Consider the following 25713-nt stretch of genomic DNA (forward strand, 5'->3'; position numbering starts at 1 on the left):
CGGAGCGACGCCCACCAATACCGTGTACCGGCCTTTACTGCCATCTACTGCGACCGAAGCCACTCGAATATCGTCATCGGCAGTGGCAGGAACACCCACTTGATTTCCCTGAAAAGTATTGCTGTGCATAGGGATCAACGGAACCTTCGGCGCCGAATCCGAACGTCTCGCTATCTGGCCGCTCGCGTCGACGATCTGGACTCCCACGATCCGCTGATCGGTGGCCAACAGCACCGGCTCCAGTTCATCGGGTGGTTCCCTACTTAGCCACTCAGCCACCGCCACCGCACGGGCATTGGCCGCATCATCGACATCGGCGCACATCGAGCGATACAGCAGCACCACCGATACCGATCCCACAATCATCAAACTGGCCAGGACTACGGCGGCGGCCACCAGCGCCGAGCGGGTCGCAATCCCGCCACACCATCGCCGCAAACGAACGCGTATGCGACGCCTCACCGTCGACCCCACAGGCGCATCACCAACGCTGGATGCCCTGTCGTGGCAGGCGAGCACATACCGCAATCATCTCAGGCCTACGACCGCCCAGAAGCCGTCGGCGCAGGAACAGGCGTAGCTGAGGAGGACGCGGGCGCCTGGACACGTTCACCATCCCGACGTACCTGTTGGCCATCGCTTGACTTACCTTCATCATCGCCGGGACGTTGGCTCTCGGCGCCATCGCGGGCCCAGCGCTGATCGATGTCGCCATCATCTTCGTCGGCTTCATGGTTATGTGACCGGGACTCGCTGTGCCCGCGACCATCCCGGCCATAATCGTCACCAAACTGGCTACCCGCCCAAACCCCGGCACCGAATGTCAGCCCCAGCACCGCGACCACAGCAGCCGCTGCACCTGCAATTGCTGTTACCCGGGTGAACACCGACAGGCTGGAACTTTTCCGCCTCTGGCTGGTTTCTGGGGTCGGTTCAGCGGTCTGTACGTCGGCGTCCTCTGCAGGTTCGGGAGACTTGTTGGTGTCATCAATGTTCGACATGGCTCGACAATGCCCGTCAGTCGCTGAGACTTCGCTGAGAACAAGGCCCCCGCCACACTGCCCTATTCACACCTGAGCCCACCATGATTACCTCACTGTTTGGTACGAGTGGTGAGAACCTGGTCGAGTTCTTCGGCGTACGCCAGGTGTTTGCGGAGCTTGTCGATGCTGTCCCGGGTCCGGGCTTGACACCGCTGCAAGTAGTCGGTGGCTGCAGTCTTTTGAGCGATGGTGGCGGCGGGCTCGTTGAAGGTGTCGATGGCTTCGAGCAGCTCTTTCATCTCGTTGAGGGTGAAGTCGAGGGGTTTCATTCGACGGATAACCAGGAGGCGCTCGATGTCGGCTTCGGTGTAGAGGCGGAAGCCTCCTGTACTGCGCGCCGACGGGGTCACCAGGCCGACCTCGTCATAGTGGCGGATTGTGCGAATCGACAGTTCGGTGCGGGCAGCGACTTGCCCGATCTGCATGTTCGCGTTGTCTATTTCCGTCACCGGTCAGTGCACCTGTGCCCTTCTGCAACTGCACGTTTGTGTGCTGCCAACTGTAGTCAGGCCCGCGGAGCCGTTGCGGACCTATTGGTGACTGGCACCGAATCGTCCGGTGAGCCGGTCGTGGCGGACGGCTGAGTCTCGGTTCAGGCCCACGATTTCGACCTGCTTGCCTCTGGCTTGGTACTTGGTGGTAATCGCGTCCAGTGAGGCGACGGTAGAAGCGTCCCAGATGTGGGAGTCGGTCATGTCGATGGTGATGCGGTCGGGGTCGCCGGCGTAGTCGAACTGGTACACCAGGTCATTACTGGATGCGAAGAACAGTTCTCCGGTGACCCGATAGATCGCCGTGCGGCTGCCCGTGTCTGAGTGTTGTTGCGGCTGTTCGGTTCTATGGACAGTGACCAGATGCGCGACGCGGCGGGCGAACAGAACCATGGCAGTGAGCACCCCGATGATGACGCCATAGGCCAGGTTGTGGCTGATCACTGTCACGATCACAGTGGCTGCCATGACTAGGGTTTCGCTGCGAGGCATGCGACGCAGCGTGGCTGGGTTGATGCTGTGCCAGTCCATGGTGCCCACGGAAACCATGATCATCACTGCAACCAAGGCCGCCATGGGTATGCGGCCGACGATATCCCCCAGTCCGACAACCAATCCCAGAAGGAAGGCCCCGGCCAGGAAAGTTGAGATACGCGTGCGTGCACCGGAGACTTTTACGTTGATCATGGTCTGGCCGATCATTGCGCATCCGCCCATGCCGCCAAAGAACCCGGTGACCACGTTGGCCACGCCTTGTCCCCAGCCCTCGCGGGTCTTGTTGGAGTGAGTATCGGTGATGTCATCGACCAGCTTGGCGGTCATCAACGATTCAAGCAGTCCAACCAAGGCCATCGCCAACGCGTACGGCGCGATGATTCCCAATGTGTGCATCGTCCACGGCACACGCGGAATGAATAGCGTTGGCAGACTGGACGGTAAAGTGCCCTCATCGCTGACGCTCGGCAGGTGGAGCGCAAGCACCATCACCGCGGCGGTCAGGGCCACAATGGCGACCAGCGGTGCGGGCACCGCGGTGGTCAGTTTCGGTAGGAGCACCATGATCAGCAGCCCCACCCCGACAAATGGATAGACGAGCGCGGGAACGCCGATCAAGTGCGGCAATTGGGAAATGAAGATCAAGATGGCCAGTGCGTTGACGAAGCCGACCATCACGCTGCGTGGGATGAACCGCATCAGCCGGGCCACTCCCAGTGCACTGAGCAGGATCTGGAACAGTCCGGCCAGAATGACTGTGGCGATGAAATAGTGCATGCCGTACTCGCGCACGACCGGCGCGATCACGAGAGCAACTGCCCCGGTCGCCGCTGAAATCATCGCTGGGCGCCCGCCAACTATCGCAATGGTCACCGCCATTGTGAACGACGCGAACAAGCCGACTCGTGGATCTACCCCAGCGATCACCGAAAACGAGATCGCCTCAGGGATCAGCGCCAGGGCCACTACCAGTCCAGCTAGAACCTCCGTGCGCGTCCGCGGCCAGGACCGCAGCGTCGCCCACACCGACATGCTCGGGTCATCTGCTTCACGCACGCCCGGTATGGCAGATGGTTGTCTAGACGGCACAGCGTTCTCCATTCATATTGCAGCACAACAGCATCTACCTTGGCGGGAGACGTGGGATGCGACGGATGCGGCACTGCACCCCTATCGGAACGCCGGCAGCTCAGGAATCTTGAAGCCGGCAGATTGTCCGTAACTCTACCCTCACGGAAGGGTAGAGTTGCAACCCTGTCGGGCGGGTCGCGAGTCGGCGAGTGGCGTAGATCACTATAGCGCCGCTATAGATGAAGCTATAGCGGCGCTATAGTGAAAATCATGGACGCACGGGCAACGCTATTGGCCTCTGCTTTGGAGGTTCTGGAGCACCGCGGAGAGGCAGGCTTCTCGACGCGCGCAGTGTGTGCGATGGCCGGCGTCACCGCCCCAACTCTCTATCACCACTTCGGCAGTGCGGACGGCCTGCTCAGCGCCGCGATCACCGAAGCGTTTGCGCAGTTCCTCGCGGGTAAGAAGGCGGAGACTTTCTCGCCCGATCCCCTGTTAGCGCTTGGGCAGGGATGGGATAACTACGTCCGCTTCGCCGCCGAACGTCCACGGCTGTATGCCGCAATGCTGGTCCGCGTCCTACAGGGAGCCAGCATTCCGGCCGCAGATGCGGCACGGCGCCTTCTGATCGAACGTCTTGAAGCCGTCGCCGCCAAGCGCCGACTTGCCATGGATGTGCAGGCGGCCGCCGACCTCATCTGGGCCTCGGCTCACGCCGCCTCATCGCTGTACCTGCTGGACACCGAACGACAACCTGATCCGATCGTGATCAATGCCCTGCGCGACCGCGCAATCCAATCCATTTACGCACCCAACGAAAGTGACAAGCAGACATGAAGATCTTCGTTACCGGCGGCTCCGGATTCCTCGGTGCGCGCCTGATTCCCACGCTCGTCGGCGACGGGCACGAGGTGTTCGCGCTGGCGCGGTCGGCGTCATCCATCGACACGGTGCGCGCACTCGGTGCCACACCGGTTGAAGGAGATCTGGAAAGCCCCGAGAAACTCTCGCTTCCAAGCGTCGACGCGGTGATCCACGCCGCTGCGCACTTCCGGTTCGCGGGCCCGCGCGCCCCCTACTTCCAGGCGAATGTCGTTGGCACCGAGGCTCTTCTGGCAGCAGCTCAAAAGGCTGGCGCTAACACATTTGTCTACATCAGTGCCGCTGCGCTGGTCATGGACGATCGTGGGACACCCCTGCGCAACGTTGATGAGACGGCGCCCACCTACCCGAATAGCTTCTCCGGGTACATCGCAAGCAAATCTCAGGGCGAGGCGGCAGTCCTCGCTGCGAACCGGCCCGGGTTCCGCACCCTCGCGCTTCGTCCACCCGGTGTTTGGGGTCCTGGCGGTCCGTTCAGCAAGCAGCTTCCCGCGGCCGTGGAGTCCGGACAATTCGCATTTATCGCGCGCGGCGAATACCCGGTGTCCACGATCCACGTCGATAATGTCGTCGAGGCGGTCCAGTGCGCGCTCGAACGCGGCACCGGCGGTCGTCCCTACTTCATCAACGATCGTGAACCCGTCACCTTCCACGAGTTCGTGGCCGGTCATGCTGCGGCGTCAGGCGTTTCGATCGATGGCCTGCGATCCATCCCCTACCGGGTGGCCTTCACCCTCGGACGTGTTCTGGAGGCCGTCGCGACGTTGCGCTCAGACAAGGGCGATCCGCCGCTGACACGCACGATGGTGCGATTGATTGGACGCGAATTCACGACCGACGATTCGGCCGCACGCCGCGAACTGGGCTACGTCGGAAAGACAACACGCGCCGAGGGGCTGAACGCTTTGGCACTCGGCTGAGTGCTGCCAGCTGATTCTCAGGTGTGAGATCTAGCCTCATTCGTCGGTCCCGGAATCGACGAGAAGGATGCGATGGCTTTCAGCGTGAGAAATCTTCGCCCCGAAACAACGAGCACACGGATCGCTGCGGTTCTCGCCGCAGCTCTGTTCGTGGTCTTCGCGACATTGGCTGCAACAGCGCACCATTACGGCTCGGGCACCGCTGTCGATCACCACACGTTGGGCTGGTTGGAGATTCATCGGCATGGTTGGCTCACCGCGGTGGCGATCGTGGTCACCCACCTCGGTAGCCCGACGGCGGTGTCTATCGCGACAGTCATCGCGGCACTGGTGATCTGGCGTTTCACACGCTCGGTGAGAACCGCTGCCACCGTCGCCGTCGCGGTCGGGGCCGCATTCCTGCTTGCTGCGGTGGCGAAATGGACTGTTGGAGAGCGTCGCCCGCCCGGCGATGTTCAGCTGGTTGCCGAAAGCGGCTGGTCCTTTCCCTCCGGGCACGTTACGGGCACGACCGCTCTCGCCGGGATATTGACCGTGGTCGTCGCCTACCGGTACCGCGATTGGCGACGGCAGGCGGCGCTGTTGGGGACGATCGCTGCGGTGCTGTCGGTGGCCGGCAGTCGTCTCTATCTCGGAGATCATTGGATGGTCGATGTTTTGGCGGGGGTCGTGCTGGCGACAGCTGTCGTGATCATCGCGGCCGCCGCACTTCACCGGGCCAGCGCGACCGCCCACGCTCCCCGGGCCATTGCCTGAGATGTTTGCACCCTCCGAGCCACTCACCTGGACGATGCTCTGGTGTGCATGGCATTTCGATGCGGCCGCGGCCGTGTGCACTGTCTTGCTCTGCGCGAGTTATAGCTGGGCGCTAGCTCGTGCGCGTCGCCGTCAGGTGACGATCAGTGCCGCCTCGGCGAGCTGCTTTTTCGCCGGAATCGGCTGCTGGGCACTGGCATGCATGAGCGTCATCGGTGTCTATGCGCAGGCCCTGTTCTGGATGCGTGCACTGCAGGTTGTCTTGCTACTGCTGGTCGTCCCGTTCTTCTTGGCCCTGGGGCGGCCGGTCACTGTTGTGCGCAGCGCACTGCATCCGCGCATGCTGGACAGATTCGATAGCGCAGTGTCGTCGATGCCCGCGCGCGTGGTCACTCACCCGCTCACCACATCTCTGGCGATGTTGGTCACCCCATGGTTGCTCTATCTCACGCCCTGGTACACGGCCTCCCTCACAGTCGGCGCGCTCGGTGCAGCGACAAGAACAGTGTTGGTGTTCATAGGGTTTGCGTACTTCTACGCACGCCTTCAGGTTGACCAGGTACCCCGCAGGTACCCACAGCTGATCTCACTGCTGATCAGCGTGGCCGAGACGATCGGCGACGGAATACTGGGTTTGGTGCTGTGGCAGGGTCCGCTCGTGGCATCTGCCTACTACCTGGCGTTGCACCGCTCTTGGGGACCGGATATGCGAACCGATCAGACCTATGGTGCCGGGATTCTCTGGATCCTCGGCGACGTCCTTGGGCTTCCTTTTCTCCTGCTGCTCATGCGTGCGCTGTCGGCCGACGACAAAGCGCAGGCAGCCAGGATCGACGAGGAACTCGACCAGGCCGACCAGGCTACCGCCGACCTGGGCGACACGGCGGCACCGGACCAGGGCCCCTCGACGCTATGGTGGGAGAACGACCCACAGCTGCGGGAGCGGTTCGGGCAACGCTGACATCCGCGTCCTGAGTGATCTTTCCCTCGTCAACTTCTGCACACATCGTCTATTTTTCGGGCAGTATGGACAGATGGATGTCCCACGGTGCGGCCTGCCGTCGCCCGTCGACTCGCCGTTATCAGAGTCCGGTCCTCGCCAGCGCCCGCCACGACCGTCCTCCCCCGCAGTCGATACCTCGACACCCATCGGTCGTGCCGTCGCCGGCTTCTACCTCGCTTTCGAGGCCGTCGACGACTCTGACAGGCTTCGTGACGCCACGAACCGACTCGGCCAGCCTGATGCCCCCGAGGCCGACACCCGCGAGAAATACCTCGCGCTGGCCCGCGCCATCACCACGGTGGAAACGATCCGTCGCCACGCCGGGAGCACATTGCGCGAGATCAGCGCCCGTGCCGCGCGTACGGCCGGACGGCTCACGCCTGACGCGGCGGATCTGCCTTCGGACATCAACGACGCGATCCATGCCGCTGTGCGTAGCGAGTCGATTGCCGTCTGCGAACGCGCCGTGCAGCTGATCAACGACCAGACCCGGGTGGTGCTGGACCTCGACGAGGTGACGACCACCATGACGGTGCACGGCTGGTTAACGAGCCGTGGCCTGACGGACTAGTGGGCCGCGGCATCCCAACTGCGGCCGTACCCCACTGAGACCTCTAGCGGCACATCGAGCGGATACGCCGAACCCATGGTTTCGCGGACCAGCGCTTCCAGCGTCTCCCGCTCGCCGTCGGCCACCTCGAACAGCAGCTCGTCGTGCACCTGAAGCAGCATGCGTGACTGTAAGCCTTTGTCGCGCAAAGCCTTGTCGGTGGTAATCATCGCGACCTTGATGATGTCGGCGGCGCTCCCCTGGATGGGTGCGTTGAGAGCGGCACGTTCGGCCGCCTCGCGCCGCAGACGATCGCCGCTGTCTAAGTCGGGCAGGTAGCGGCGCCGGCCGAGCACTGTCGAGGTGTATCCGTCCTTACGCGCCTGATCCACCACGGCGTGCAGGTATTCGCGAACGCCACCGAATCGCGAAAAGTACTGGTCCATTTGCTCTTTGGCCTCGTCATTAGAGATCTTGAGCTGGGTGGCAAGGCCATAGGCGGACAATCCGTAGGCCAGGCCGTACGACATCGCCTTGACCCGCCGGCGCAACTCGCCGGTGACCTCGTCGATCGGCACCCCGAATGCGCGGGCGGCCACAAACGAGTGCAGGTCCTCGCCGGTGTTGAACGCTTCGATCAGGCCCTCGTCGGCCGACAGATGCGCCATGATGCGCATCTCGATCTGGCTGTAGTCGACCGTCATCAACTCGGCGTAACCCGCGCCGACCACAAATCCGTCCCGGATCTCGCGACCGGCCTCGGTGCGCACCGGGATGTTCTGCAGGTTCGGCTCGGTTGATGACAACCGGCCCGTCGCCGCGATCGTCTGGTTGAAGGTGGTGTGGATACGGCCGTCGGCGGCAACGGATTTCAGTAGCCCATCGACGGTGACCTTCAGCCTGGTGACGTCGCGGTGTGTGAGCAGATGCTCCAGGAATGGATGCCCGGTCTTGTCGAAAAGTGTCTGCAGGGCATCTGCGTCAGTGGTGTAGCCGGTCTTGGTCTTCTTGGTCTTGGGCATGCCGAGCTCGTCGAACAACACAACCTGCAGCTGTTTTGGAGAGCCCAGGTTGATCTGCTTACCGATCACCGCGTAGGCGGCGTCGGCTGCCTCGCGGATACCGGTGGCGAACTGGTTCTGCAGAGAGGTCAGGTGATCGATGTCGACGGCGATACCAACGGATTCCAATCCCGCAAGCACCCGCTGGACCGGCAGCTCCATGTCGGCCAGCAGACCCGACGACTCGATACGTTCGAGTTCGACGTCGAGTGCATCGGCGAGGTCGATGACGGCACGGGCACGCAGCATCTGGGCCTGAGCAGCCTTGGCATCACCGGCCCCGTCGTCATCGAGTAGTGAGAGCTGTTGTTCTCCATCGTCTTCGGCGCGCAGCTCGCGGCGCAGATACCGCAATGACAGGTCATCGAGGGCAAAGCTGCGCTGCCCCGGGCGCACCAGGTAGGCCGCGAGAGCGGTGTCGGAGGTGACACCGTTGAGCTGCCACCCACGCCCGGCCAGTGCGTGCATGGCCTGTTTTGCTTCGTGTAGAGCCTTGGGGCGAGCTTCGTCGGCAAGCCACGCGGCCAGAGCTGCTTCGTCCTCTGGCGTGACCGTGGTGGTGTCGATATACGCACCATCGCCGTCGGCCGACGCGACGGCCACCGCCGTGGCATCGCCGTCATAGGGCGTGTACGCCCCGACGATGGCTAGTCCGCTACGGCGACCATCGGAGGTGTGGGTGGCCAGCCAGTCGGTGACAGTTCCCGGCTCGAGTGCCTGGCCCACCAGCTGGAATCCCTCGTCCACCTCGGGCTCGACAGCCTCCAGGGTCTCGAACAGCCTGTCACGCAGTACCCGGAACTCGAGATCGTCGAAGAGCCGATGGATCTGATCACGATCCCAGGGGGCCAGCGCCAGTTGAGCAGGGACATACGGAAGCGGCACCGTCCGAACCAGATCGGTGAGCTCGCGATTCAGGACCACCGAGGCCAGGTTTGCGCGCAGTGAGTCACCGACCTTTCCGCGCACGGTGTCGGCCTTGTCGATCAATTCCTGCAACGAGCCGTACTCGAGGATCCACTTGGAAGCGGTCTTCTCGCCGACACCGGGAATCCCGGGCAGGTTATCGCTCGGGTCGCCCCGCAGTGCCGCGAAATCCGGGTACTGGGTGGGCGTCAGGCCGTATTTCTCGACCACCGCCTCCGGCGTGAACCGGGTGAGGTCGCTGACGCCCTTGCGTGGATACAGCACCGTCACGTCGTCGTTGACCAGCTGCAGCGAGTCGCGATCACCGGTGACCACATAGACCTTGAAACCCTCGGCCTGTCCCTGTGTGGCCAGGGTGGCGATGATGTCGTCTGCCTCGAAGCCCTCCTCGGCGAGCACGGTGATGCCGAGCGCCTGCAGGACTTCCTTCGTGATGTCGATCTGTCCGCGGAACTCATCGGGCGTGGCCGAGCGGGTGGCTTTGTACTCGGGGTACCGCTCCGAGCGGAACGTCTTGCGGGAAACGTCAAAGGCTGCTGCCACATGTGTGGGCGCCTCATCGCGCAGCAAGTTGATCAACATCGAGGTGAATCCATAGACCGCGTTCGTGGTCAGGCCGGACTGCGTCTTGAAGTTCTCGGCCGGGAGTGCATAAAACGCCCGGAATGCCAGCGAGTTACCGTCGAGCAGCAGCAGGGTCGGCTGTTTGGTTCCGGTCTTCGTCGCAGGCGCAGTCACCCTCCTACCCTAAGCAACGGGTGCGACAGCGCCTACGACCCCGATGCCTTGTCCAGCGCGGCGTCGAACACAGCTCGGTGACCACGGATCTGCACGTGATGGGTGCGTGCCCAGAGCACCAACGCGGCGGAGATGCCGTGCAGGTCGATTCCCAACGGCGTCAGCGCGTATTCGACTCGGGGTGGCACTTCGGCGAATGCGGTGCGCGTGACGAGGCCATCGCGGCGTAGCAGCATCAGCGTGCGGGTGAGCATGCGCTGCGAGATGCCCGGAATGGCCTCGTGCAGCTCGGTGTATCGGCGCGGGCCATCGTGCAGAGTCGCGATGATCAGCACGCTCCACTTGTCGCCGACGCGGTCGAGGACCTCCCGAATGAATTCACCTTCGGCGAGCCCTACCCCGGCACAGATGCTCGGCAATACCGGACTGACGGAGGTCATGTCGAGCTCGGTCATAACGCACATCCTTGTTCGCGAGCGCACACGTGTGTGCCTTTTGTAGGAGGTCCAAAACATCTCCATGATGGTGCTACGCACATATCAGAAGAAATGATATGACCTGGAGGTTAGTGATGGACAGAACAATGCTGGTGCTGGGTGCCGGCAGTGGCACCGGAGCAGCGGTGGCGCGGCGGTTTGGGCGCGAAGGGTTCCACGTTGCGGTGGTCGGCCGCCGCCGGGAACCACTCGACACTTTGGTGGCAGACCTCGCGGGAAGAGGAGTGAGCGCGACCGCGTTTTCCGTGGACCTCACCGATGACATCCGCGTTGAGGAACTTCTCACGGCAGTCGACACCACATTGCCGCCAATCGAGGCGATTTACTACGGCCCCTCGTCGCCGGTGGCATTCACCCCGGCGCGCGATCTCACCGCTACCGAGGCCGACCATTACTGGTCGCTGTTCGTGCGACCACTGATCCGCACGGTGAGCGCCGCGCTGCCGGGGATGATTGACCGGAAACGCGGAACGATCTTGGCCACCATCGGCGGTACCGGGGCCAGGGCGATGCCGGAGATGAGCGGGCCTGGTCCGGCTGCCGCCGCGGCACGAAATTACCTGCAGGGCTTACATTCTGAGATGGCGCCGCACGGCGTGTACGTCGGGCTGCTGACCATCGGGGCCCTCATTCTCGGCAGTGAGATGGCGGCGATGACACCTGGGGACGCCCACGGGTTTCCGACGGTCGAATCGGCGGCGCTGGCTGAGCACCTGTGGGGTATGTCAACGGTGCGCAGCATGTTCGAGAATTTCGTGCCTGCGGACTCGGCGTTCCGGCCCTGATCCCGCTGTGCGGGACACAAAACTGACACACGTTTCAATTCGTTCACGAGCATGGGTAATCTGACCGGGTGCCTACAGATCAAGCCCCTGCCGTCGACGGCTGGTTCGATACCGACGAATCCGGCCAACCGCATTTGATTGGCGGCAAGTGCACACAGTGCGCCACCATCGTGTTTCCGCCACGCGCCAACAACTGCCCCAACCCGGCCTGTGACAGCGATGTGCTGGATCAGGTGCCGCTGTCCTCGCGCGGCACGGTCTGGAGCTACACCGAGAACCAGTACGCACCGCCTCCCCCGTATCCGCCCTCTGATCCGTACGAGCCGTACGCGATCGCTGCGGTCGAGCTGGCGGCGGAGGGCATCATCGTGCTGGGCAAGGTCGTCGCCGGTACCGGCGCTGCCGATCTGAAGGTGGGCCAGCCAATGGAACTCGCCCTGGAGCCGCTGTACACCGATGACGAGGGTGTTGAGCGGCTGGTCTACGCATGGAAGAAGGTTTCCGCATGAGCCGCACCCCGGATCCCGTCTACATCCTCGGCGCGGGCATGCACCCATGGGGCAAGTGGGGACGCGACTTCACCGAGTACGGCGTGGCGGCCGCCCGCACCGCGCTTCAAGACGCCGAACTGGATTGGCGCCAAATTCAATTCGTCGCCGGAGCGGACACCATCCGGAACGGCTACCCGGGCTTCATCGCCGGTTCGACCTTCGCCCAGAAGCTGGGATGGAACGGTGTGCCCATCAGTTCGACCTACGCGGCTTGCGCCAGTGGTTCACAGGCGCTGCAGAGTGCGCGCGCTCAGATCCTGGCCGGATTCTGCGATGTGGCGCTGGTCATCGGGGCCGACACCACCCCCAAGGGCTTCTTCGCACCGGTAGGCGGCGAACGCAAGGCCGACCCGGACTGGCAGCGTTTCCACCTCATCGGAGCCACCAACCCGGTGTACTTCGCGATGCTGGCACGGCGGCGGATGGACCTCTACGGCGCGACCGCAGAGGATTTCGCCCAGGTGAAGGTCAAGAACTCCCGGCACGGCCTGAACAACCCGAACGCGCGGTTCCGCAAGGAATCCTCGGTGGAGGATGTGCTGGCCAGCCCGGTGGTGTCGGATCCGCTGCGGCTACTGGACATCTGCGCGACCAGCGACGGCGCTGCGGCCCTCATCGTGGCCAGCGCCGACTTCGTGAAGAAGCATCTCGGTTCGGTCGACGGCGTGCCCTCGGTGCGCGCCGTCGCGACCATCACCCCTAAGTATCCGCAGCATCTTCCCGAACTCCCGGATATCGCAACCGATTCCACCGCGGTGGTGCCGGCGCCCGATCGTGTCTTCAAGGACCAGATCGTTGACGCCGCATACGCGGAGGCCGGCATCGGCCCCGAGGACGTGAGCCTTGCCGAGGTGTACGACCTCTCGACGGCCCTGGAGCTGGACTGGTACGAGCACCTGGGCCTGTGTGCCAAGGGCGAGGGTGAGCAGCTGCTGCGCAGCGGCGCCACCACGGTTGGTGGCCGGATCCCGGTGAATGCCTCCGGTGGTCTGGCCTGTTTTGGCGAGGCCATCCCGGCGCAGGCCATCGCGCAGGTGTGCGAGCTGACCTGGCAGCTGCGCGGGCAGGCCGGTGACCGGCAGGTCGAGGGTGCCCGGGTCGGGATTACCGCGAACCAGGGCTTGTTCGGCAACGGCTCGTCGGTGATTGTCGCGCGCTAGCAGCGCCCACCGGCGATCGCGGGGCGTTAGCCTCAAGCGATGGTGCGACAGTTCCACGCGTACGGCCCGTCGCACTGGGTGATTCTGGCCGTATTCGTGCTCGGCGCAGCGCTCTTGGTGTGGCAGGGTCGCCGGCTCACCGATATCCGGGCCCGCCTTCTGGGACGGGTGCTCGGCGCCGTGACCGCGATCATCTATGCCGCCATACTGATCGCCGGATGCATTCCCCCGCGCATCGAGATCTCGATGCCTCTGCGGCTGACCGACCTAGCGACCGCGGTCGCCGCCTATGCACTGTGGTCCCAGCGCGCCTGGGCATACGCGCTGACCTACTACTGGGGCCTGGTGCTCAGCAGCCAGGCGTTGATCTCCCCCGTGCTGACCGGTCCCGACTTCCCGGGGCGGGGGTTCCTGGAGTTCTGGTCGATACATCTGCTCGTGGTGTGGGCGGCCATCTATCTGACCTGGGGGCGGGGCATGCGCCCCACCTGGCGCAGCTATCGCATGACCGCGATGGTCACGTTGTCCTGGGCTGTCTTCACCATGGTCTTCAACGCTGCCGTCGGGTCAAATTACGGATTTCTCAATCAGAAGCCCTCGACTGCAAGTCTTTTCGACCTGATGGGTCCGTGGCCGTGGTACGTCGTCACCGCGACCGTACTGGTCCTGACGGTCTGGGCGCTGATGACCTGGCCGTGGCAGCGATCGGCGGCTGAAACCGGTGAACCTCAGACCACTCCGAGATAGGCGGAGCGAATGCTGTCGTCCTGCAGTAATTCTCGCCCGGCGCCGGATCGCACGACCGATCCGGTCTCCAGAATATAGGCGTGGTCCGAACGGCTCAGTGCCTGCTGTGCGTTCTGCTCGACCAGAACCACCGTGGTCCCCGAGGCGTTGATCTCCTCGATGATGTTGAAGATCTTCGTGATCAGCAGCGGCGCCAGACCCATGGAAGGCTCGTCGAGCAGAAGGATCTTCGGCCTGGCCATCAGGGCACGTCCGATGGAGAGCATCTGCTGCTCGCCACCGGAGAGCGTGCCGCCCTCTTGGTGCCGACGCTCGGCCAGCCGCGGGAACAACGCGTTGATCCAGTCGAGACGCTCCCGGCGCTCCGCCCGGGACTTGAATTTTCTTCCGTAACAACCCATTTCGAGGTTCTCGGCGACGGTCATGCCGGGGAAGATCCCGCGCCCCTCGGGGGCCTGCACGATCCCAGCTTTGACGCGCTTGTGCGCCTTCATCTTCGAGATGTCCTGGCCCTCGAAGAAGATCGTCCCCGAACTCAGCGGCACCAGACCCGAGATGGCGCGCATCGTGGTCGATTTACCGGCGCCGTTGGAACCGAGCAGAGTGACCAGCTCGCCCTCCCGGACATCGAAGGACAGCGTGCTCACCGCCTGGATCGGACCGTAGTGGACCCCGACGTTGTTGAGTTTCAGCTGTACGGGAGGCATCTACCTCTCGCTTTCGGTATCGGGTGCGGCCGAATCGAGCCAACCGGGATCGGGTCCGTGGAACTCCTCATCGGCCACTCCGAGGTACGCCTCGATGACCGCCGGATCGTTTCGTACCTCGGCGGGCAGGCCGTCGGCGATCTTCCTGCCGAATTCGAGCACCACGATGCGGTCCGTGACGCCCATGACCAGCTTCATGTCGTGTTCGATGAGCAACACCGTGTACCCGTAGTCGCGGATGCGCTGGATCAGCTCGATCAGCGATTCCTTCTCGCTGGGGGTGAATCCGGCGGCCGGCTCGTCCAGGCAGAGCAGCTTGGGTTCGGTCGCCAGCGCCCGCGCTATCTCGAGCCTGCGCTGGCTGCCATACGGCAGCTCCTTGGCTTTGACGTCGGCGACATCAGCGATGCCGACGAAGTCGAGCAGCCCCAGCCCCACATCGACGGCGTAATGCTCCTCGCGGCGATGCCGCGGGGTTCGCAGCAGGGCGCCCAGCACCGACGTCTTGTGCCGGGCGTCGGTGCCCACCGCGACGTTCTCAAGGGCGGTCATCTCGCCGAACAGCCGGATGTTCTGGAAGGTCCGGGCGATCCCACGCCGGGTGATCTGGTGGCGCCGCAGGCGGCGCAGCGGCTTCCCGTCGAACACGATGGCGCCCGATGTCGGCTTGTATACCCCGGTGATGGCGTTGAAGCAGGTCGTCTTGCCCGCACCGTTGGGGCCGACCAGCCCGAGGATTTCCCCGCGCCGAATATCGAAGCTGACCCCGTCGAGGGCTTGCAGGCCACCGAATTTGAGCGTCAGTTCCTTGACCTCGAGCAGCACTTCTGCCTCGGCGGAATCGGCCTCCTCCGGGGCCTCCTCGGCGAGGTCAACCGCGGTCCCGAAGTCACTGAGTTCGTCGACTTCCGGCGCGGCTTCGGTGCTGTTCTCATCGTGCTCGGTCATGCCGTGGCCTCGGCTTCCTCAGGCTTCTTGGCGCCAATCCGCTCAGTTGCCTTGCGCCAGTAGGCCATCAGTTTTTGGTGGGCCGGGAACAGGCCCTGCGGCCGGAAGATCATCAGGACAACCAGCGCCAACCCGAAGAACAGGTACTTCAGATTGCCGAGGTCGACACCCTGCACCTGCACGCCGAGAAGGCGATTGGGCAGGTAAACGATGATGAACGCGCCGAAGATCACGCCGAGCTTGTTGCCCTGACCGCCGAGGACAACGGCGCACAGGAAAAGCATCGAGTTGATGATGTTGAAGGTGGGCGATGCCACGTACTGCACCTGGCCCGCGTAGAGGGCGCCGGACAGTCCGCCGATGCTGGCGCCGATCACGAAGGCCCACAGCTTGAACCGGAACGTGGGAACCCCCATCATCTCGGCGGCGTCCTCGTCCTCCCGGATGGCCACCCACGAGCGGCCTACCCGGCTGCGCTCCAGATTGCCCATCAGTATCAGCACCACCGCGATCAGACAGAGTCCCAGCCAGTACCACCACACCCCATAGTTCAGGTGACCACCTGAATTGCCGCTGGAGAAGACGCCACCACGGACGTACTGCTCCCCCACGTGCGGATAGGCGATCTTATGCAGGCCGCGGGGGCCGTTGGTGACCTCCAGGTTGTCGGCGAGCAGGCGGATGATCTCGCCGAATCCCAACGTGACAATGGCCAGGTAATCACCCCGAAGGCGCAGCGTGGGGGTGCCCAGCACCAGACCGAAGAAGGCGGCGATCGCCACCGCGATGGGCAGACACGACAACCAGGCCCAGCTCGAGCTGAAGAAGGCCGATGTCCCCATGCGATTCCAGGGACTGTCGGGGCTGGTCAGCAATGCGACCGTGTACGCACCGATGGCGTAGAAACCGACGTACCCCAGGTCAAGTAATCCGGCTTGTCCCACAACGACATTCAGGCCTATCGCGATGAGCGCCACCATCGCGAACTGGGCCATTACCCCGCCGAAGCTGGTATTGGGAGTGTTTAGGTACGGAATCTTCCACACCGGAAGCAGCGCCATGAGTGCGAATCCGATGAGCCCGTACACCCACTGGACCGGACGGGCCAGCTCGGACCACCATCGGCGTATCGAGTCGCCCGGCGCCAGGGCGCGTGCTGCGGTAGTCATGCTTTCGCCCGCCCTAAGCTCTCACCGAGAATGCCGGTGGGCCGGAACATGAGCACGAGCACCAGCAGGACGAAGGCCACCACATCGCGCCACTGGGTGCCGAACACCGCTTGCCCGTAGTTTTCCATCACGCCCAGCAGCAGGCCCCCCAGCAGCGCTCCGCGCAGATTGCCGATACCGCCGAGCACCGCGGCAGAGAATGCCTTGATACCCAACAGGAATCCGCCGGAGTAGATGATGCCCTGCGGAACTTTGAGTGTGTACAGCAGCGCGGCGGCCCCGGCCAGCAGACCACCGATGATGAAGGTCGTCATGATGATGCGTTCGCGAGAGACACCCATCAGCGTCGCCGTCGTCGGGTCCTGTGCGACCGCCCGAATACCGCGCCCAAACTTGGTGTGATTGATCGCGACATCGGTGATGAAGGCCAGTACCAAGGCCGCTGCCACGACGACCAGGGTGACATTGGTGATCGTGGCCTGGAACGGAATGTGGCGGCCGCCCACATCGAATGGGCCGAAGGTCCATACCGGTCTGGGCGTCACCAGCCGGATTGGCTGCTGCGCATTGCTGCCGCCGTAACCCTTGAGGATCTTCGGCAGCACGAAATGCACGAATTCCTGGATGACGAAAGACATCCCGATGGCGGTGATGAGGAACGTCAAGGGCCGTGCGCCACGGCGACGCAGCGGGCGGTAGGCGACCGCTTCCAACCCCAGCGCCGTGGTGGCCGATACCGCCATCGCGATGAGCATGGCGACACCGAGGTACAGCACGGTGAGCGAGACGCCCTTGTTATAGGCATTGCCGCCGGGCGAGAACCCGAGCACGACATCCAGGGCGAAGTACGCCCCGAACATGCCCAGCATGAACACCTCGGAATGCGCGAAGTTGATGAGACGCAACACTCCGAAGACGAGCGTGTAACCCACCGCGACCAACGCATAGATGGCGCCCCACGCCAAACCGTCGATCGTCAGCTGACCGATGCTGTTCCACAGTCCGTGCAGATCGAATGAAATTGTGCTGGCCTGCACATCTGTTTGTGCCATCCACCCCGAAATCATTTGCGGCTGAGCCTAGTCCCCTCGTATGTCCTACGTGACCTTATACACCCAGATAAGTGTCGAGGTTAGCTCTCCGTTCTCGTTCCACTTGTATTCACGCGCCACACCCTGCCCCTGGTAATTCCTGACCCAATCAAGCAACCCCGCTCGGGTGGTCTTTCCGGCGTCGATGCCCTTGACCAGGATGGTGGCCAGGTCGTATCCCTCGGTGCTGTAGGTGCCCGGTTCCTGCTGGAACTTGGCGGTGTACTCCTTGGAGAAGGTGTCCGAAGCCGGCCCGCACGGGCAGGACAGCAGTGCGTCCTTCGCGGAATCACCGGCCTGTTTGACGAACTCCATATCCTTTGCCCCGTCCGCGGACACAAATGTCGCGGTCACTCCGGCATTACGCAGCTGCTGGACCAAGGGAGCCGCCTCGGCGTAGTAGCCACCGAAGAACACCGCGTCCGGTGCGGCGTTCTTGAGCTGCGTGACCGCCGCGGAGAAGTCCTTGTCCCCCTTCTTCACCGAGGCGTTGCAGTCGGTCCCGAGCGTCCCGCGAACCGCGTTGGCAAGCCCGGATCCGTAGTCGGTGCTGTCGTCGACGACGCAGATCTTCTTGTACCCGAGCGTTTTCTTGAGGTAGTTGGCGACAGCGGGACCCTGCACGCCGTCATTGGCAAGCCCACGGAAGAACGTCTTCCAGCCCTGCTGGGTGAGCGTCACGTTCGTGGCCGAGGCGGTCGTGGAGACCAGACCTGCCTCGCTGAAGATCTGGCCCGTCGACTTCGTCTCCCCCGAGAACCCCGGCCCGATCAGTCCGACGATGGTGGGGTCGCCGATGATTTGCGGGGCAATGTTGCTCGCGTTCTGCGGCAGGCCCTCGGTATCGAACTCGCGGAGTTTGATCTGGCATCCGGGATTTGCGGCGTTGTGCTTGTCGACGGCGAGTTTCGCCCCGTCGAGGATATTGATCCCGAGGGCGGCATCGGGACCGTTGAGCGCACCGGCCATCGCCAGGGAAACGTTGGCGCACTGTGCTTTTCCGTCACCGGCAGGATCGGCCGCTGATTTCACGTTCGACGCGGGCACCTCGGTCCCATCCTGAGCGATCTGCACCAATGGCGAGATCTTCAGGTTGGTCTGATTGGACTCGTCCGACTGAGCGCCGGCGTGACAACCGACCAGGGCGAGGGACACCGCGCCCAGCATGATCACACTCGCGCGTGCACGCACGATTACCTCCGGATGGCTGGGGCTGACAGGTCATAACAAAATCGCTGATCAGAAAACATAGCCAACCGCGGGGCAACGCGCAGTGCTTACCCGAGTTTCAGCTCGGCGCGTCGGTATCGAGTGTTTCCAGCACCACTTCGGCAACGCGCTTCATGGTGGTGCGGCGGTCCATCGCGGCGCGCTGGATCCATTTGAACGCCTCTGGCTCGGTCAGGCCCTGGGTCGACTGCAGAACGCCCTTGGCGCGCTCGACCAGCTTGCGGGTCTCCAGCCTGTCGGCGAGCGTCTGAACTTCCTTCTCCAGCGCGGTCAGCTCGCCGAAACGGCTCACGGCGACCTCGATGGCGGGTACCAGATCGGTCTTGGAGAACGGCTTCACCAGGTAGGCCATGGCGCCGGCATCGCGAGCCTTCTCCACCAGGTCGCGCTGGCTGAATGCGGTGAGGATCACAATCGGGGCGATGCGCTTGGCGGCGATCTCCGAGGCGGCATCGATGCCATCGCGACGTGGCATCTTCACGTCCATGATCACCAGATCGGGTTTGAGTTCCTGGGCGAGGTCGACGGCTTCCTGGCCGTCCCCGGCCTGACCTACCACGTCATAGCCCTCCTCGTGCAGCATCTCGACCAGGTCGAGGCGGATGAGGGCTTCGTCTTCGGCGACGAGCACACGGCGGGCGGGCGCCGCCGGTTCGGTGTTCTGAGGGCCGGTCATGGCGACCATTGTGACGCATGTGGTCGTGTGTACGGCGATACCCTGGTGAAAGTGATGTTCCCCATCCCTTAAGGTTGGAGATCGCGCGACTGGCCGCTGGACACCAAAACGGCAGTAACGCCAGGCCCTCGTATCCCAACTGGCAGAGGAAACGGATTCAAAACCCGTGCAGTGTGAGTTCGAATCTCACCGAGGGCACCAGGAAGACAACACCAGGGCTCCAAGACGACGGAGTCCAAACTCGACCAAGGGCGCCGCGAATCGCGGCCGTCATGCTTTGATTCCCCGCATGAACCGAGCAACTGTCGGTGTGCTGACGCTTATGGTGTGCGCTTCTGCGGTCGCGGCGTGCCAAACATCGTCCGGTATTACCCGCATATCGGACACGGCGTCGTCGACGGCCACCACGAAGACCTTCGCCGCCTCGACCATCCCCCGGTCCACCTCCCTCTCGCCGACTGCCAAGGCCGATGCTGATGACCCGGCCAAACGCATCCGCGATACCTTCCGGAGCCTGCAGAACCCCGTGATCGCCGCTACGAAGGACGGCACCGGCAGCTATGACATCCCGGTAGCGCCGCAACCATCAGCGTCGGGTCCGGCGGCCTACATCGCGGCCCTCTGCACCGGCGGCCCGGCCGTGAACATCGCGCTGGACAACACCCCGATACCCGGCGGCGGCATATGTGGCGATGACCCCAGCAAGCCCGGGGTGATCGTGATGCTTCTTGCCGTGAAGGCAAATCCGGCGGCCCCCCACACCATCAAGGTGCAAGGAGCCGCCGGTCAGCACAGCTGGGTATCGATGGCCTACGGCCAGATGTATTGACCGCGCCTAGCCGACGTCAGTACAGGTGACTCCGGGGTTCTCGCAGTCGGAGCCGGTCTCGCCGGGTGCACTGACCCAGCCGCCGTCATCGTCATGTCCGGGAGCGATGTTGGACTCGGGTGGGTTGTTGTCGGAACCGCACACCACCCAGGCGTTCTCGCACTGAGCCCCGGCGCCGCCGGGGAGGTAGCCCCAGCCGCTATTCCCGTCGTTGCTCGGCTGATCGACCAGCGACCCATGCGACGGCGAGTTGGGTGCGCCCGGAACCGGAGGTGCCGGCGACGGATCGGCCGAAGCCACCGCTCCGAATCCGACGAACGCAGCTGCCAGGACGCCGGCCGCGGGCGCCACGACAAAACGGGTGAATGAGTTCATGGGCACCTCTTCAAAGGGTGGACGAATACAGGACAAATGTACTCCCACACACAGCTTTTGCAGATGACCTTGGTAGGAACCGCACACCATGTCTAACCCCTGCCGATGTCGCACACGACGCCTCGCCACGTGCTAAGACTGGCCAGCATGACCCCCGAGACCCTCGTCGACATCCACGAGATCACCGAACTCAAGTACCGCTATGCACGCACCCTCGACAACAAGTTGTGGGACGAGTTCGCCGACACACTCACCGAGGATGTTGAGGCGACCTACGGCACCGCGGTGCACGGCGCGCCCCTCGAGTTCACCTCGCGCACCGGTGTTGTCGACTACATGCGGTCATCGTTGACCACGGACATCACCAGCGTGCACACCATGAGCCATCCAGAGATCGCGGTGGACGGCGACACCGCTACCGGCAGCTGGGCCATGAGCGACGTCGTCATCGTCCCGGCACACAGCGTCATCATCACCGGGACCTCGTACTACACCGACCGCTACCGCCGCGACGCCGATGGAAAGTGGCGGATCAGCTACATCTCGTACTACCGCCTCTATGAGGCCATGCAGAACACCAAGGACATCGGCTTCAACCTGATCGCCAACCGCTGGTCGCAGTAGCGCCGAGAACCGGGTAACCTATCGCCGGGTCTGGAGACATCCGTACTCCACATAGCTGGCATAGGAGAAACCGGTGCGCTGTCGCCTCTGCGACTCGACGGAGCTGCTCAGCGTCGTCGATCTGGGTGCCACCCCACCCTGCCAGAAGTTTCTGCACGCCGATGAGCTGGATCTGCCGGAGCCCACTTATCCCCTGCACCTGCGGCTTTGCCGCGACTGCATGTTGCTGCAAATCCCTGCGTTGATTAGCCCCGAGGACAACTTCACCGAGTACGCGTACTTTTCGTCGTACTCCGACAGCTGGGTCGATCACGCCCGCGCATACGTCACCAACTCGATTGCGCGCCTGGGACTTTCTCCCGACGCCCCGGATGACTTCATGATCGAGGTGGCCAGCAACGACGGCTACCTCCTGCAGCACGCCGTTGCCGAGGGAATCCGCTGCCTGGGCATCGAGCCCTCGGTGAACGTCGGACAGGCGGCGCGCGACAAGGGCGTTCCAACCCTGACAGCCTTCCTCGACGAGGGCACCGCGGCCCGCGTCCGTTCGGAGCACGGTCCGGCCCGCCTGGTCGCGGCCAACAACGTGTACGCGCACATCCCTGACTTGCGGGGATTCACGCGAGCCCTGCGGGGGCTCGTTGCCGATGACGGCTGGGTGAGCATCGAGGTACATCACGCGCTCAACCTCATCGAGCTCGGCCAGTTCGACACCATCTACCACGAACACTTCCAGTACTACACCGTATTAGCGGCTCAAAGAGCGCTCGCTGTAGGCGATCTGGAAGTGGTCGACGTCGAACTGCTTGACACACACGGTGGTTCGATACGGGTGTGGGCGCGCCCTCGCGAATGCCAGCCCGAGATCGCGCCATCGGTGGCCGAGGTCTTGGAGCTGGAACGGCGGGCAGGTCTGCACGAATTGGCCGGATATGAGCGATTCCGGGCGACAACCGAACGAATCCGCCTGGAGCTCTTGCAGTTCCTGCTTACCTGCAAGGCAGAGGGCAAGACCGTCGTCGGCTACGGCGCGCCCGGTAAGGGCAACACGCTGTTGAACTACTGCGGCATCCGCACCGACCTTCTGGGTTACACCGTTGACCGAAACCCCTATAAGCAAGGCATGTTCAGTCCCGGTACCCGCATCCCGGTGCACTCCCCCGAGCGAATCGATGAAGACAAACCCGACGTGGTGCTGGTGCTCCCATGGAACCTGGAAGCCGAGATCACCCAGCAGTTGCGGCACATCGGCGAATGGGGTGGAAGGCTCGTCTATCCCCTGCCGCAGCTACACGTCGTCGAACCCCATGTTGAGCCCGAAGGAGCATCGGTATGAAGGTCGTGCTTTTCTGCGGAGGCTTCGGCATGCGCATGCGCAACGGCGCCGGAGATGTGATCCCCAAACCGCTCCAGATGGTCGGACCGCGCCCCCTCATCTGGCACGTGATGAAATACTATGCGTACCATGGACATAAGGAATTCATCCTGTGTCTAGGCTACGGCGCTGAGGCCATCAAGGACTTCTTCCTTGGCTACAACGAAGCGCAATCCAACGATTTCGTCTTGGCCGAGGGCCAGGTGCGGCTGTTGAAGTCCGATATCGCCGATTGGACCATCACGTTCGCCGACACCGGCGCCGAATCGCCCATCGGAGAGCGGCTGCGGCGAGTACGTCACCACCTCGGCGACGATCGCTACTTCCTGGCCAATTACGCGGACGTTCTCACCAACGCTCCCCTGGACGATCTGGTGGCCAAGTTCCACGATTCCGGAGCCGCCGCGTCCATGCTCCTGGTTCCGCCGCAATCGTCGTTCCACACCGTGGACGTGAATGACGGTGGATCGATCACCGATATCACCGCCGTCTCCAAGCTCGACATGTGGGAGAACGGCGGCTATTTCGTGCTCTCCCAGGATGTCTTCGACTATCTGCCCGCGGGCGGCGACCTCGTCGAGGACGCCTGCGGGTCGCTGGCCAAAGAGGGCAGGATGTTCGGCTACAAGTTCAACGGATTCTGGAAGCCGGCCGACACCTTCAAGGAACGCGCCGAGCTTGACGAGGGTTACCGCAAGGGCGTGCGCCCATGGATGGTCTGGGAGCAGGAGCCCGCCACCACGTGATCGAACTCAACACCGGCACCGTCGACGAAATCGCCTTGTTGGCAGCACATTGCGACGATATCGCGATCGGCATGGGTGGCACCCTGCTCACCATGGCGACTCGCCGCCCCGGGTTGCGGGTCCGCGCACTCGTGCTGACGGGCGGTGGCACCGAACGAGAATCCGAGGAGCGCGCGGCGCTGACAGCCTTGTGCCCCGGGGCCGAACTAACCGTCGATGTGCTGGACTTTCCGGACGGACGAGCCCCCGCGCATTGGAATCAAATCAAGGACGCGCTCTCGGCTTTTCGCCGTGAGTCGACGGCCACGGTGGTTTTCGCTCCGCAGCGCCGCGACGCTCACCAGGACCACCGCCTGCTGGCAACCCTGGTGCCCACCGAGTTTCGTGACCATCTGATCCTCGGTTACGAGATCATCAAATGGGAAACCGATACCCCGACGCCCACAGTGTTTCAGCCGCTCAGCGATGAGATCGCCCGTAGCAAGGCAGATCTGATCTACGCGCATTATCCGTCGCAACGCCCCCATGACTGGTTCGACCACGAGACATTTCTCTCGTTGGCGCGCGTGCGCGGCGTGCAGTGCCGGCACCGGTACGCCGAAGCGTTCGTACTGGAAAAGGCAACGATCTCTCTAGGAGCAACGCAGTGAAGGTTCTCATCACCGGTCATCAGGGCTATCTCGGCACCGTGATGTCGCAGATGGTCGCCGAGGCCGGTCACGATGTAGTTGGTTTGGATTCGGGGCTTTTCGCCGATTGCGTACTGGGTCCCGAACTCGTCGAACCGCCGTCGCTCGCGGTGGATCTTCGCGACGTAACGGTGGACCAGCTGGCAGGCTTTGATGCGGTGATCCACCTGGCGGCACTCTCGAACGATCCGCTCGGCGCGCTGGCACCGGATCTGACCTACGACATCAACCACCACGCCTCCGTGCGCCTGGCGCAGCTGGCCAAAGACGCTGGGGTTAGCCGTTACCTGTACGCGTCGACATGTTCGGTATACGGCTCGGCCGGTGAGGACCTGGTCAACGAAAGCGCCCCGCTGAAACCCTTGACCCCGTACGCGGAGAGTAAGGTCCGCGTCGAGGACGATGTCGCCGCCATCGCCGACTCCTCCTTCTCGCCGGTGTTCTTGCGTAACGCCACAGCATTCGGGTACTCGCCCCGCCTCCGCGCCGATATCGTGCTGAACAACCTCGTCGGCAACGCGGTTCTCACCGGCGAGGTCCGGGTGCTCTCGGACGGAACGCCATGGCGGCCCCTGGTACACGCCCGCGATATCGGCTCGGCATTCCTGGAATGCCTGACGGCCCCCCAGGACGTAATCCACTGTGCGGCCTTCAATGTCGGTACCGAGGAGAACAACCAGACGGTTGCACAGATCGCGGAGGCGGCCGTCGCCGCCGTGCCCAACTCCACGTTGGCCATCACCGGAGAGACGGGCGCGGATCCTCGTTCGTACCGCGTCGACTTCTCTGCGATCCGTGCCGCATTGCCCGGATACCGGGCGCAATGGTCGATCGCGGCCGGCGCCAAGGAGCTCTACGAGCAGTGCGTGTCCGGCAATCTCACCGAATCACTGTTTCGCAAATCCTTCACCCGCCTGGCGCATTTGAAGAATCTGCGCGAGTCCGGAGCCGTAGACGACACGCTGCGCCCGGTCGCGCGGTGACCCGGTCAGCGCCCGGTCAACGCGGCCCAACTGCTCGCCGCGGCATCCTTGGCGCTGATGACGGTAACCGGGAGCGGCCAGTCGATGCCGAGCTGGGGATCGTCATGGGCGACCGAGACATCCTCGGCGGGATCGTGCGGCCGGTCGATGCGATAGCAGAGGTCGGCCCACTCTGTCAGCGCTTGATGGCCATGCAATATGCCGGCCGGGACGAATAGGTGCGCGAAGGTGGAATCGTCGAGAGTGAAGCTCTCCCAACGTCCGAATGTCGGTGATTGGGGACGTGCGTCGACCAGCACGTCAAACACGGCGCCGCGGGCACAGCGGATCAGCTTGCTTTCGCCACGACCCGAGCGTCCATGCAGACCGCGCAATACCCCTTGGCGCGAACGTGATTGGGAGTCCTGCAGAAAATCGGCGGCCCGCACCGCGGCACCCGCGGCGAGCTGGTACTCGTCGAAGGTGGCGGCGTCGAATGTTCGGGTGAAGAACCCACGGTCGTCCAGGTGCGGCGTGGGTTCCATCAGCAGTACGCCGTCGATCTCGGTGGTGTGGATGCGCACTCCGCCATCCTGCCGTACTGAGGAAACGTTG

Annotated in this window: 28 protein-coding genes, 1 tRNA gene and 1 pseudogene; 16 read left to right on the forward strand and 14 right to left on the reverse strand. The window is 63.5% G+C overall.

All coding sequences use genetic code 11. The annotated features are described in order from the left end of the window. Positions 1-9 precede the first annotated feature (9 nt). The 4 genes and pseudogenes from RHO23_RS08165 to RHO23_RS08180 all read right to left on the reverse strand — a co-directional run. Positions 10-519 (reverse strand): annotated as a pseudogene (locus RHO23_RS08165) (two-component sensor histidine kinase); the annotation flags it as partial. A 20-nt stretch (positions 520-539) separates the two neighbouring features. Further along, complete coding sequence (locus RHO23_RS08170) at positions 540-1001, reverse strand: hypothetical protein (RefSeq protein WP_217340895.1); 462 nt, start codon at positions 999-1001, stop codon at positions 540-542. 92 nt (positions 1002-1093) lie between these two features. Then, the gene (locus RHO23_RS08175) at positions 1094-1468 is read right to left on the reverse strand and encodes a MerR family transcriptional regulator (RefSeq protein ID WP_196325720.1); all 375 of its coding nucleotides are present in this window, start codon (positions 1466-1468) and stop codon (positions 1094-1096) included. A 105-nt stretch (positions 1469-1573) separates the two neighbouring features. Beyond that, on the reverse strand, positions 1574-3061 hold the full coding sequence (locus RHO23_RS08180; RefSeq protein ID WP_254383919.1) for a SulP family inorganic anion transporter: 1488 nt from the start codon (positions 3059-3061) through the stop codon (positions 1574-1576). A 309-nt stretch (positions 3062-3370) separates the two neighbouring features. Here RHO23_RS08180 and RHO23_RS08185 point away from each other — a divergent pair, with 309 nt between their 5' ends. The 5 genes from RHO23_RS08185 to RHO23_RS08205 all read left to right on the forward strand — a co-directional run bounded on the left by RHO23_RS08185 (position 3371) and on the right by RHO23_RS08205 (position 7232). Next, the gene (locus RHO23_RS08185; RefSeq protein WP_217340897.1) at positions 3371-3937 is read left to right on the forward strand and encodes a TetR/AcrR family transcriptional regulator; all 567 of its coding nucleotides are present in this window, start codon (positions 3371-3373) and stop codon (positions 3935-3937) included. Next, a complete protein-coding gene (locus RHO23_RS08190; RefSeq protein WP_217340898.1) occupies positions 3934-4902 on the forward strand; it encodes an NAD-dependent epimerase/dehydratase family protein in 969 nt (322 codons plus the stop codon). Before RHO23_RS08185 ends, RHO23_RS08190 begins: the two co-directional genes overlap by 4 nt. A gap of 72 nt (positions 4903-4974) precedes the next feature. Continuing rightward, positions 4975-5658 carry a phosphatase PAP2 family protein gene (locus tag RHO23_RS08195; RefSeq protein ID WP_064408878.1) on the forward strand — a complete coding sequence of 228 codons (684 nt, stop codon included), beginning with the start codon at positions 4975-4977 and terminating at the stop codon, positions 5656-5658. 1 nt (position 5659) lies between these two features. Then, the gene (locus RHO23_RS08200; RefSeq protein WP_423489198.1) at positions 5660-6619 is read left to right on the forward strand and encodes a cytochrome c oxidase assembly protein; all 960 of its coding nucleotides are present in this window, start codon (positions 5660-5662) and stop codon (positions 6617-6619) included. Positions 6620-6692: 73 nt separating this feature from the next. After that, positions 6693-7232, forward strand: a complete 540-nt coding sequence (locus tag RHO23_RS08205) for a hypothetical protein (protein ID WP_101312501.1) — start codon at positions 6693-6695, stop codon at positions 7230-7232. Here RHO23_RS08205 and polA read toward each other — a convergent pair. After that, complete coding sequence (polA, locus tag RHO23_RS08210; RefSeq protein WP_070917629.1) at positions 7229-9937, reverse strand: DNA polymerase I; 2709 nt, start codon at positions 9935-9937, stop codon at positions 7229-7231. The genes RHO23_RS08205 and polA overlap by 4 nt on opposite strands. Positions 9938-9969: 32 nt before the next feature. Beyond that, positions 9970-10377 (reverse strand): winged helix-turn-helix transcriptional regulator, encoded by a 408-nt coding sequence (locus tag RHO23_RS08215; protein WP_101312507.1) that lies wholly within the window; start codon positions 10375-10377, stop codon positions 9970-9972. A gap of 131 nt (positions 10378-10508) precedes the next feature. Here RHO23_RS08215 and RHO23_RS08220 point away from each other — a divergent pair, with 131 nt between their 5' ends. The 4 genes from RHO23_RS08220 (at position 10509) to RHO23_RS08235 (ending at position 13677) form a co-directional block, all read left to right on the forward strand. Next, positions 10509-11219 (forward strand): SDR family NAD(P)-dependent oxidoreductase, encoded by a 711-nt coding sequence (locus RHO23_RS08220; RefSeq protein WP_423488922.1) that lies wholly within the window; start codon positions 10509-10511, stop codon positions 11217-11219. 68 nt (positions 11220-11287) lie between these two features. Then, positions 11288-11728: a Zn-ribbon domain-containing OB-fold protein gene (locus tag RHO23_RS08225; protein ID WP_030097764.1), complete on the forward strand. Its 441-nt coding sequence runs from the start codon at positions 11288-11290 to the stop codon at positions 11726-11728. Beyond that, a complete protein-coding gene (locus RHO23_RS08230; RefSeq protein WP_030097763.1) occupies positions 11725-12930 on the forward strand; it encodes a lipid-transfer protein in 1206 nt (401 codons plus the stop codon). The genes RHO23_RS08225 and RHO23_RS08230 overlap by 4 nt, the downstream gene beginning before the upstream one ends. Before the next feature lie 39 nt (positions 12931-12969). Beyond that, positions 12970-13677, forward strand: a complete 708-nt coding sequence (locus RHO23_RS08235; RefSeq protein ID WP_423488923.1) for a TIGR02206 family membrane protein — start codon at positions 12970-12972, stop codon at positions 13675-13677. On the opposite strand, the gene RHO23_RS08240 is transcribed toward RHO23_RS08235, so the two are convergent. The 6 genes from RHO23_RS08240 to RHO23_RS08265 form a co-directional block, all read right to left on the reverse strand. Then, positions 13659-14384 carry an ABC transporter ATP-binding protein gene (locus RHO23_RS08240; RefSeq protein ID WP_030097761.1) on the reverse strand — a complete coding sequence of 242 codons (726 nt, stop codon included), beginning with the start codon at positions 14382-14384 and terminating at the stop codon, positions 13659-13661. The two genes, RHO23_RS08235 and RHO23_RS08240, sit on opposite strands and share 19 nt — an antisense overlap. Continuing rightward, positions 14385-15332: an ABC transporter ATP-binding protein gene (locus RHO23_RS08245; protein ID WP_064408884.1), complete on the reverse strand. Its 948-nt coding sequence runs from the start codon at positions 15330-15332 to the stop codon at positions 14385-14387. It lies immediately after the preceding gene. Beyond that, positions 15329-16501: a branched-chain amino acid ABC transporter permease gene (locus RHO23_RS08250; protein WP_057965808.1), complete on the reverse strand. Its 1173-nt coding sequence runs from the start codon at positions 16499-16501 to the stop codon at positions 15329-15331. The genes RHO23_RS08245 and RHO23_RS08250 overlap by 4 nt, the downstream gene beginning before the upstream one ends. Further along, positions 16498-17568 (reverse strand): branched-chain amino acid ABC transporter permease, encoded by a 1071-nt coding sequence (locus tag RHO23_RS08255; protein ID WP_030097758.1) that lies wholly within the window; start codon positions 17566-17568, stop codon positions 16498-16500. Before RHO23_RS08255 ends, RHO23_RS08250 begins: the two co-directional genes overlap by 4 nt. Positions 17569-17598: 30 nt before the next feature. Then, a complete protein-coding gene (locus RHO23_RS08260) occupies positions 17599-18783 on the reverse strand; it encodes a branched-chain amino acid ABC transporter substrate-binding protein (protein ID WP_423488924.1) in 1185 nt (394 codons plus the stop codon). Between the two features lie 97 nt (positions 18784-18880). Continuing rightward, positions 18881-19498: an ANTAR domain-containing response regulator gene (locus RHO23_RS08265; protein WP_046255793.1), complete on the reverse strand. Its 618-nt coding sequence runs from the start codon at positions 19496-19498 to the stop codon at positions 18881-18883. 124 nt (positions 19499-19622) lie between these two features. On the opposite strand from RHO23_RS08265, the gene RHO23_RS08270 reads away from it, so the two are divergent. Next, positions 19623-19699 (forward strand) — tRNA-Leu (locus tag RHO23_RS08270). An 88-nt stretch (positions 19700-19787) separates the two neighbouring features. After that, positions 19788-20327 carry a hypothetical protein gene (locus RHO23_RS08275; RefSeq protein WP_046253740.1) on the forward strand — a complete coding sequence of 180 codons (540 nt, stop codon included), beginning with the start codon at positions 19788-19790 and terminating at the stop codon, positions 20325-20327. Positions 20328-20333: 6 nt separating this feature from the next. On the opposite strand, the gene RHO23_RS08280 is transcribed toward RHO23_RS08275, so the two are convergent. Then, on the reverse strand, positions 20334-20702 hold the full coding sequence (locus RHO23_RS08280; RefSeq protein WP_030097754.1) for a hypothetical protein: 369 nt from the start codon (positions 20700-20702) through the stop codon (positions 20334-20336). A gap of 147 nt (positions 20703-20849) precedes the next feature. On the opposite strand from RHO23_RS08280, the gene RHO23_RS08285 reads away from it, so the two are divergent. The 5 genes from RHO23_RS08285 to RHO23_RS08305 all read left to right on the forward strand — a co-directional run bounded on the left by RHO23_RS08285 (position 20850) and on the right by RHO23_RS08305 (position 25119). Beyond that, positions 20850-21326, forward strand: a complete 477-nt coding sequence (locus RHO23_RS08285; RefSeq protein WP_070949585.1) for a nuclear transport factor 2 family protein — start codon at positions 20850-20852, stop codon at positions 21324-21326. Positions 21327-21399: 73 nt separating this feature from the next. Further along, positions 21400-22662, forward strand: coding sequence for a methyltransferase domain-containing protein (locus RHO23_RS08290; protein ID WP_423488925.1), 1263 nt, complete (start codon positions 21400-21402; stop codon positions 22660-22662). After that, on the forward strand, positions 22659-23447 hold the full coding sequence (locus tag RHO23_RS08295) for a glucose-1-phosphate cytidylyltransferase (protein WP_030097751.1): 789 nt from the start codon (positions 22659-22661) through the stop codon (positions 23445-23447). Before RHO23_RS08290 ends, RHO23_RS08295 begins: the two co-directional genes overlap by 4 nt. After that, positions 23444-24097: a PIG-L deacetylase family protein gene (locus RHO23_RS08300; protein ID WP_423489199.1), complete on the forward strand. Its 654-nt coding sequence runs from the start codon at positions 23444-23446 to the stop codon at positions 24095-24097. Before RHO23_RS08295 ends, RHO23_RS08300 begins: the two co-directional genes overlap by 4 nt. After that, a complete protein-coding gene (locus RHO23_RS08305) occupies positions 24094-25119 on the forward strand; it encodes an NAD-dependent epimerase/dehydratase family protein (RefSeq protein WP_423488926.1) in 1026 nt (341 codons plus the stop codon). Before RHO23_RS08300 ends, RHO23_RS08305 begins: the two co-directional genes overlap by 4 nt. Positions 25120-25124: 5 nt before the next feature. Here RHO23_RS08305 and RHO23_RS08310 read toward each other — a convergent pair whose 3' ends face one another. Then, entirely contained in the window at positions 25125-25682 is a 558-nt protein-coding gene (locus tag RHO23_RS08310) for a dTDP-4-dehydrorhamnose 3,5-epimerase family protein (RefSeq protein WP_423488927.1), read from the reverse strand. Positions 25683-25713 lie beyond the last annotated feature (31 nt).

It is taken from the genome of Mycobacteroides sp. PCS013 (assembly GCF_049532645.1).
GTDB lineage: Bacteria > Actinomycetota > Actinomycetes > Mycobacteriales > Mycobacteriaceae > Mycobacterium > Mycobacterium gwanakae.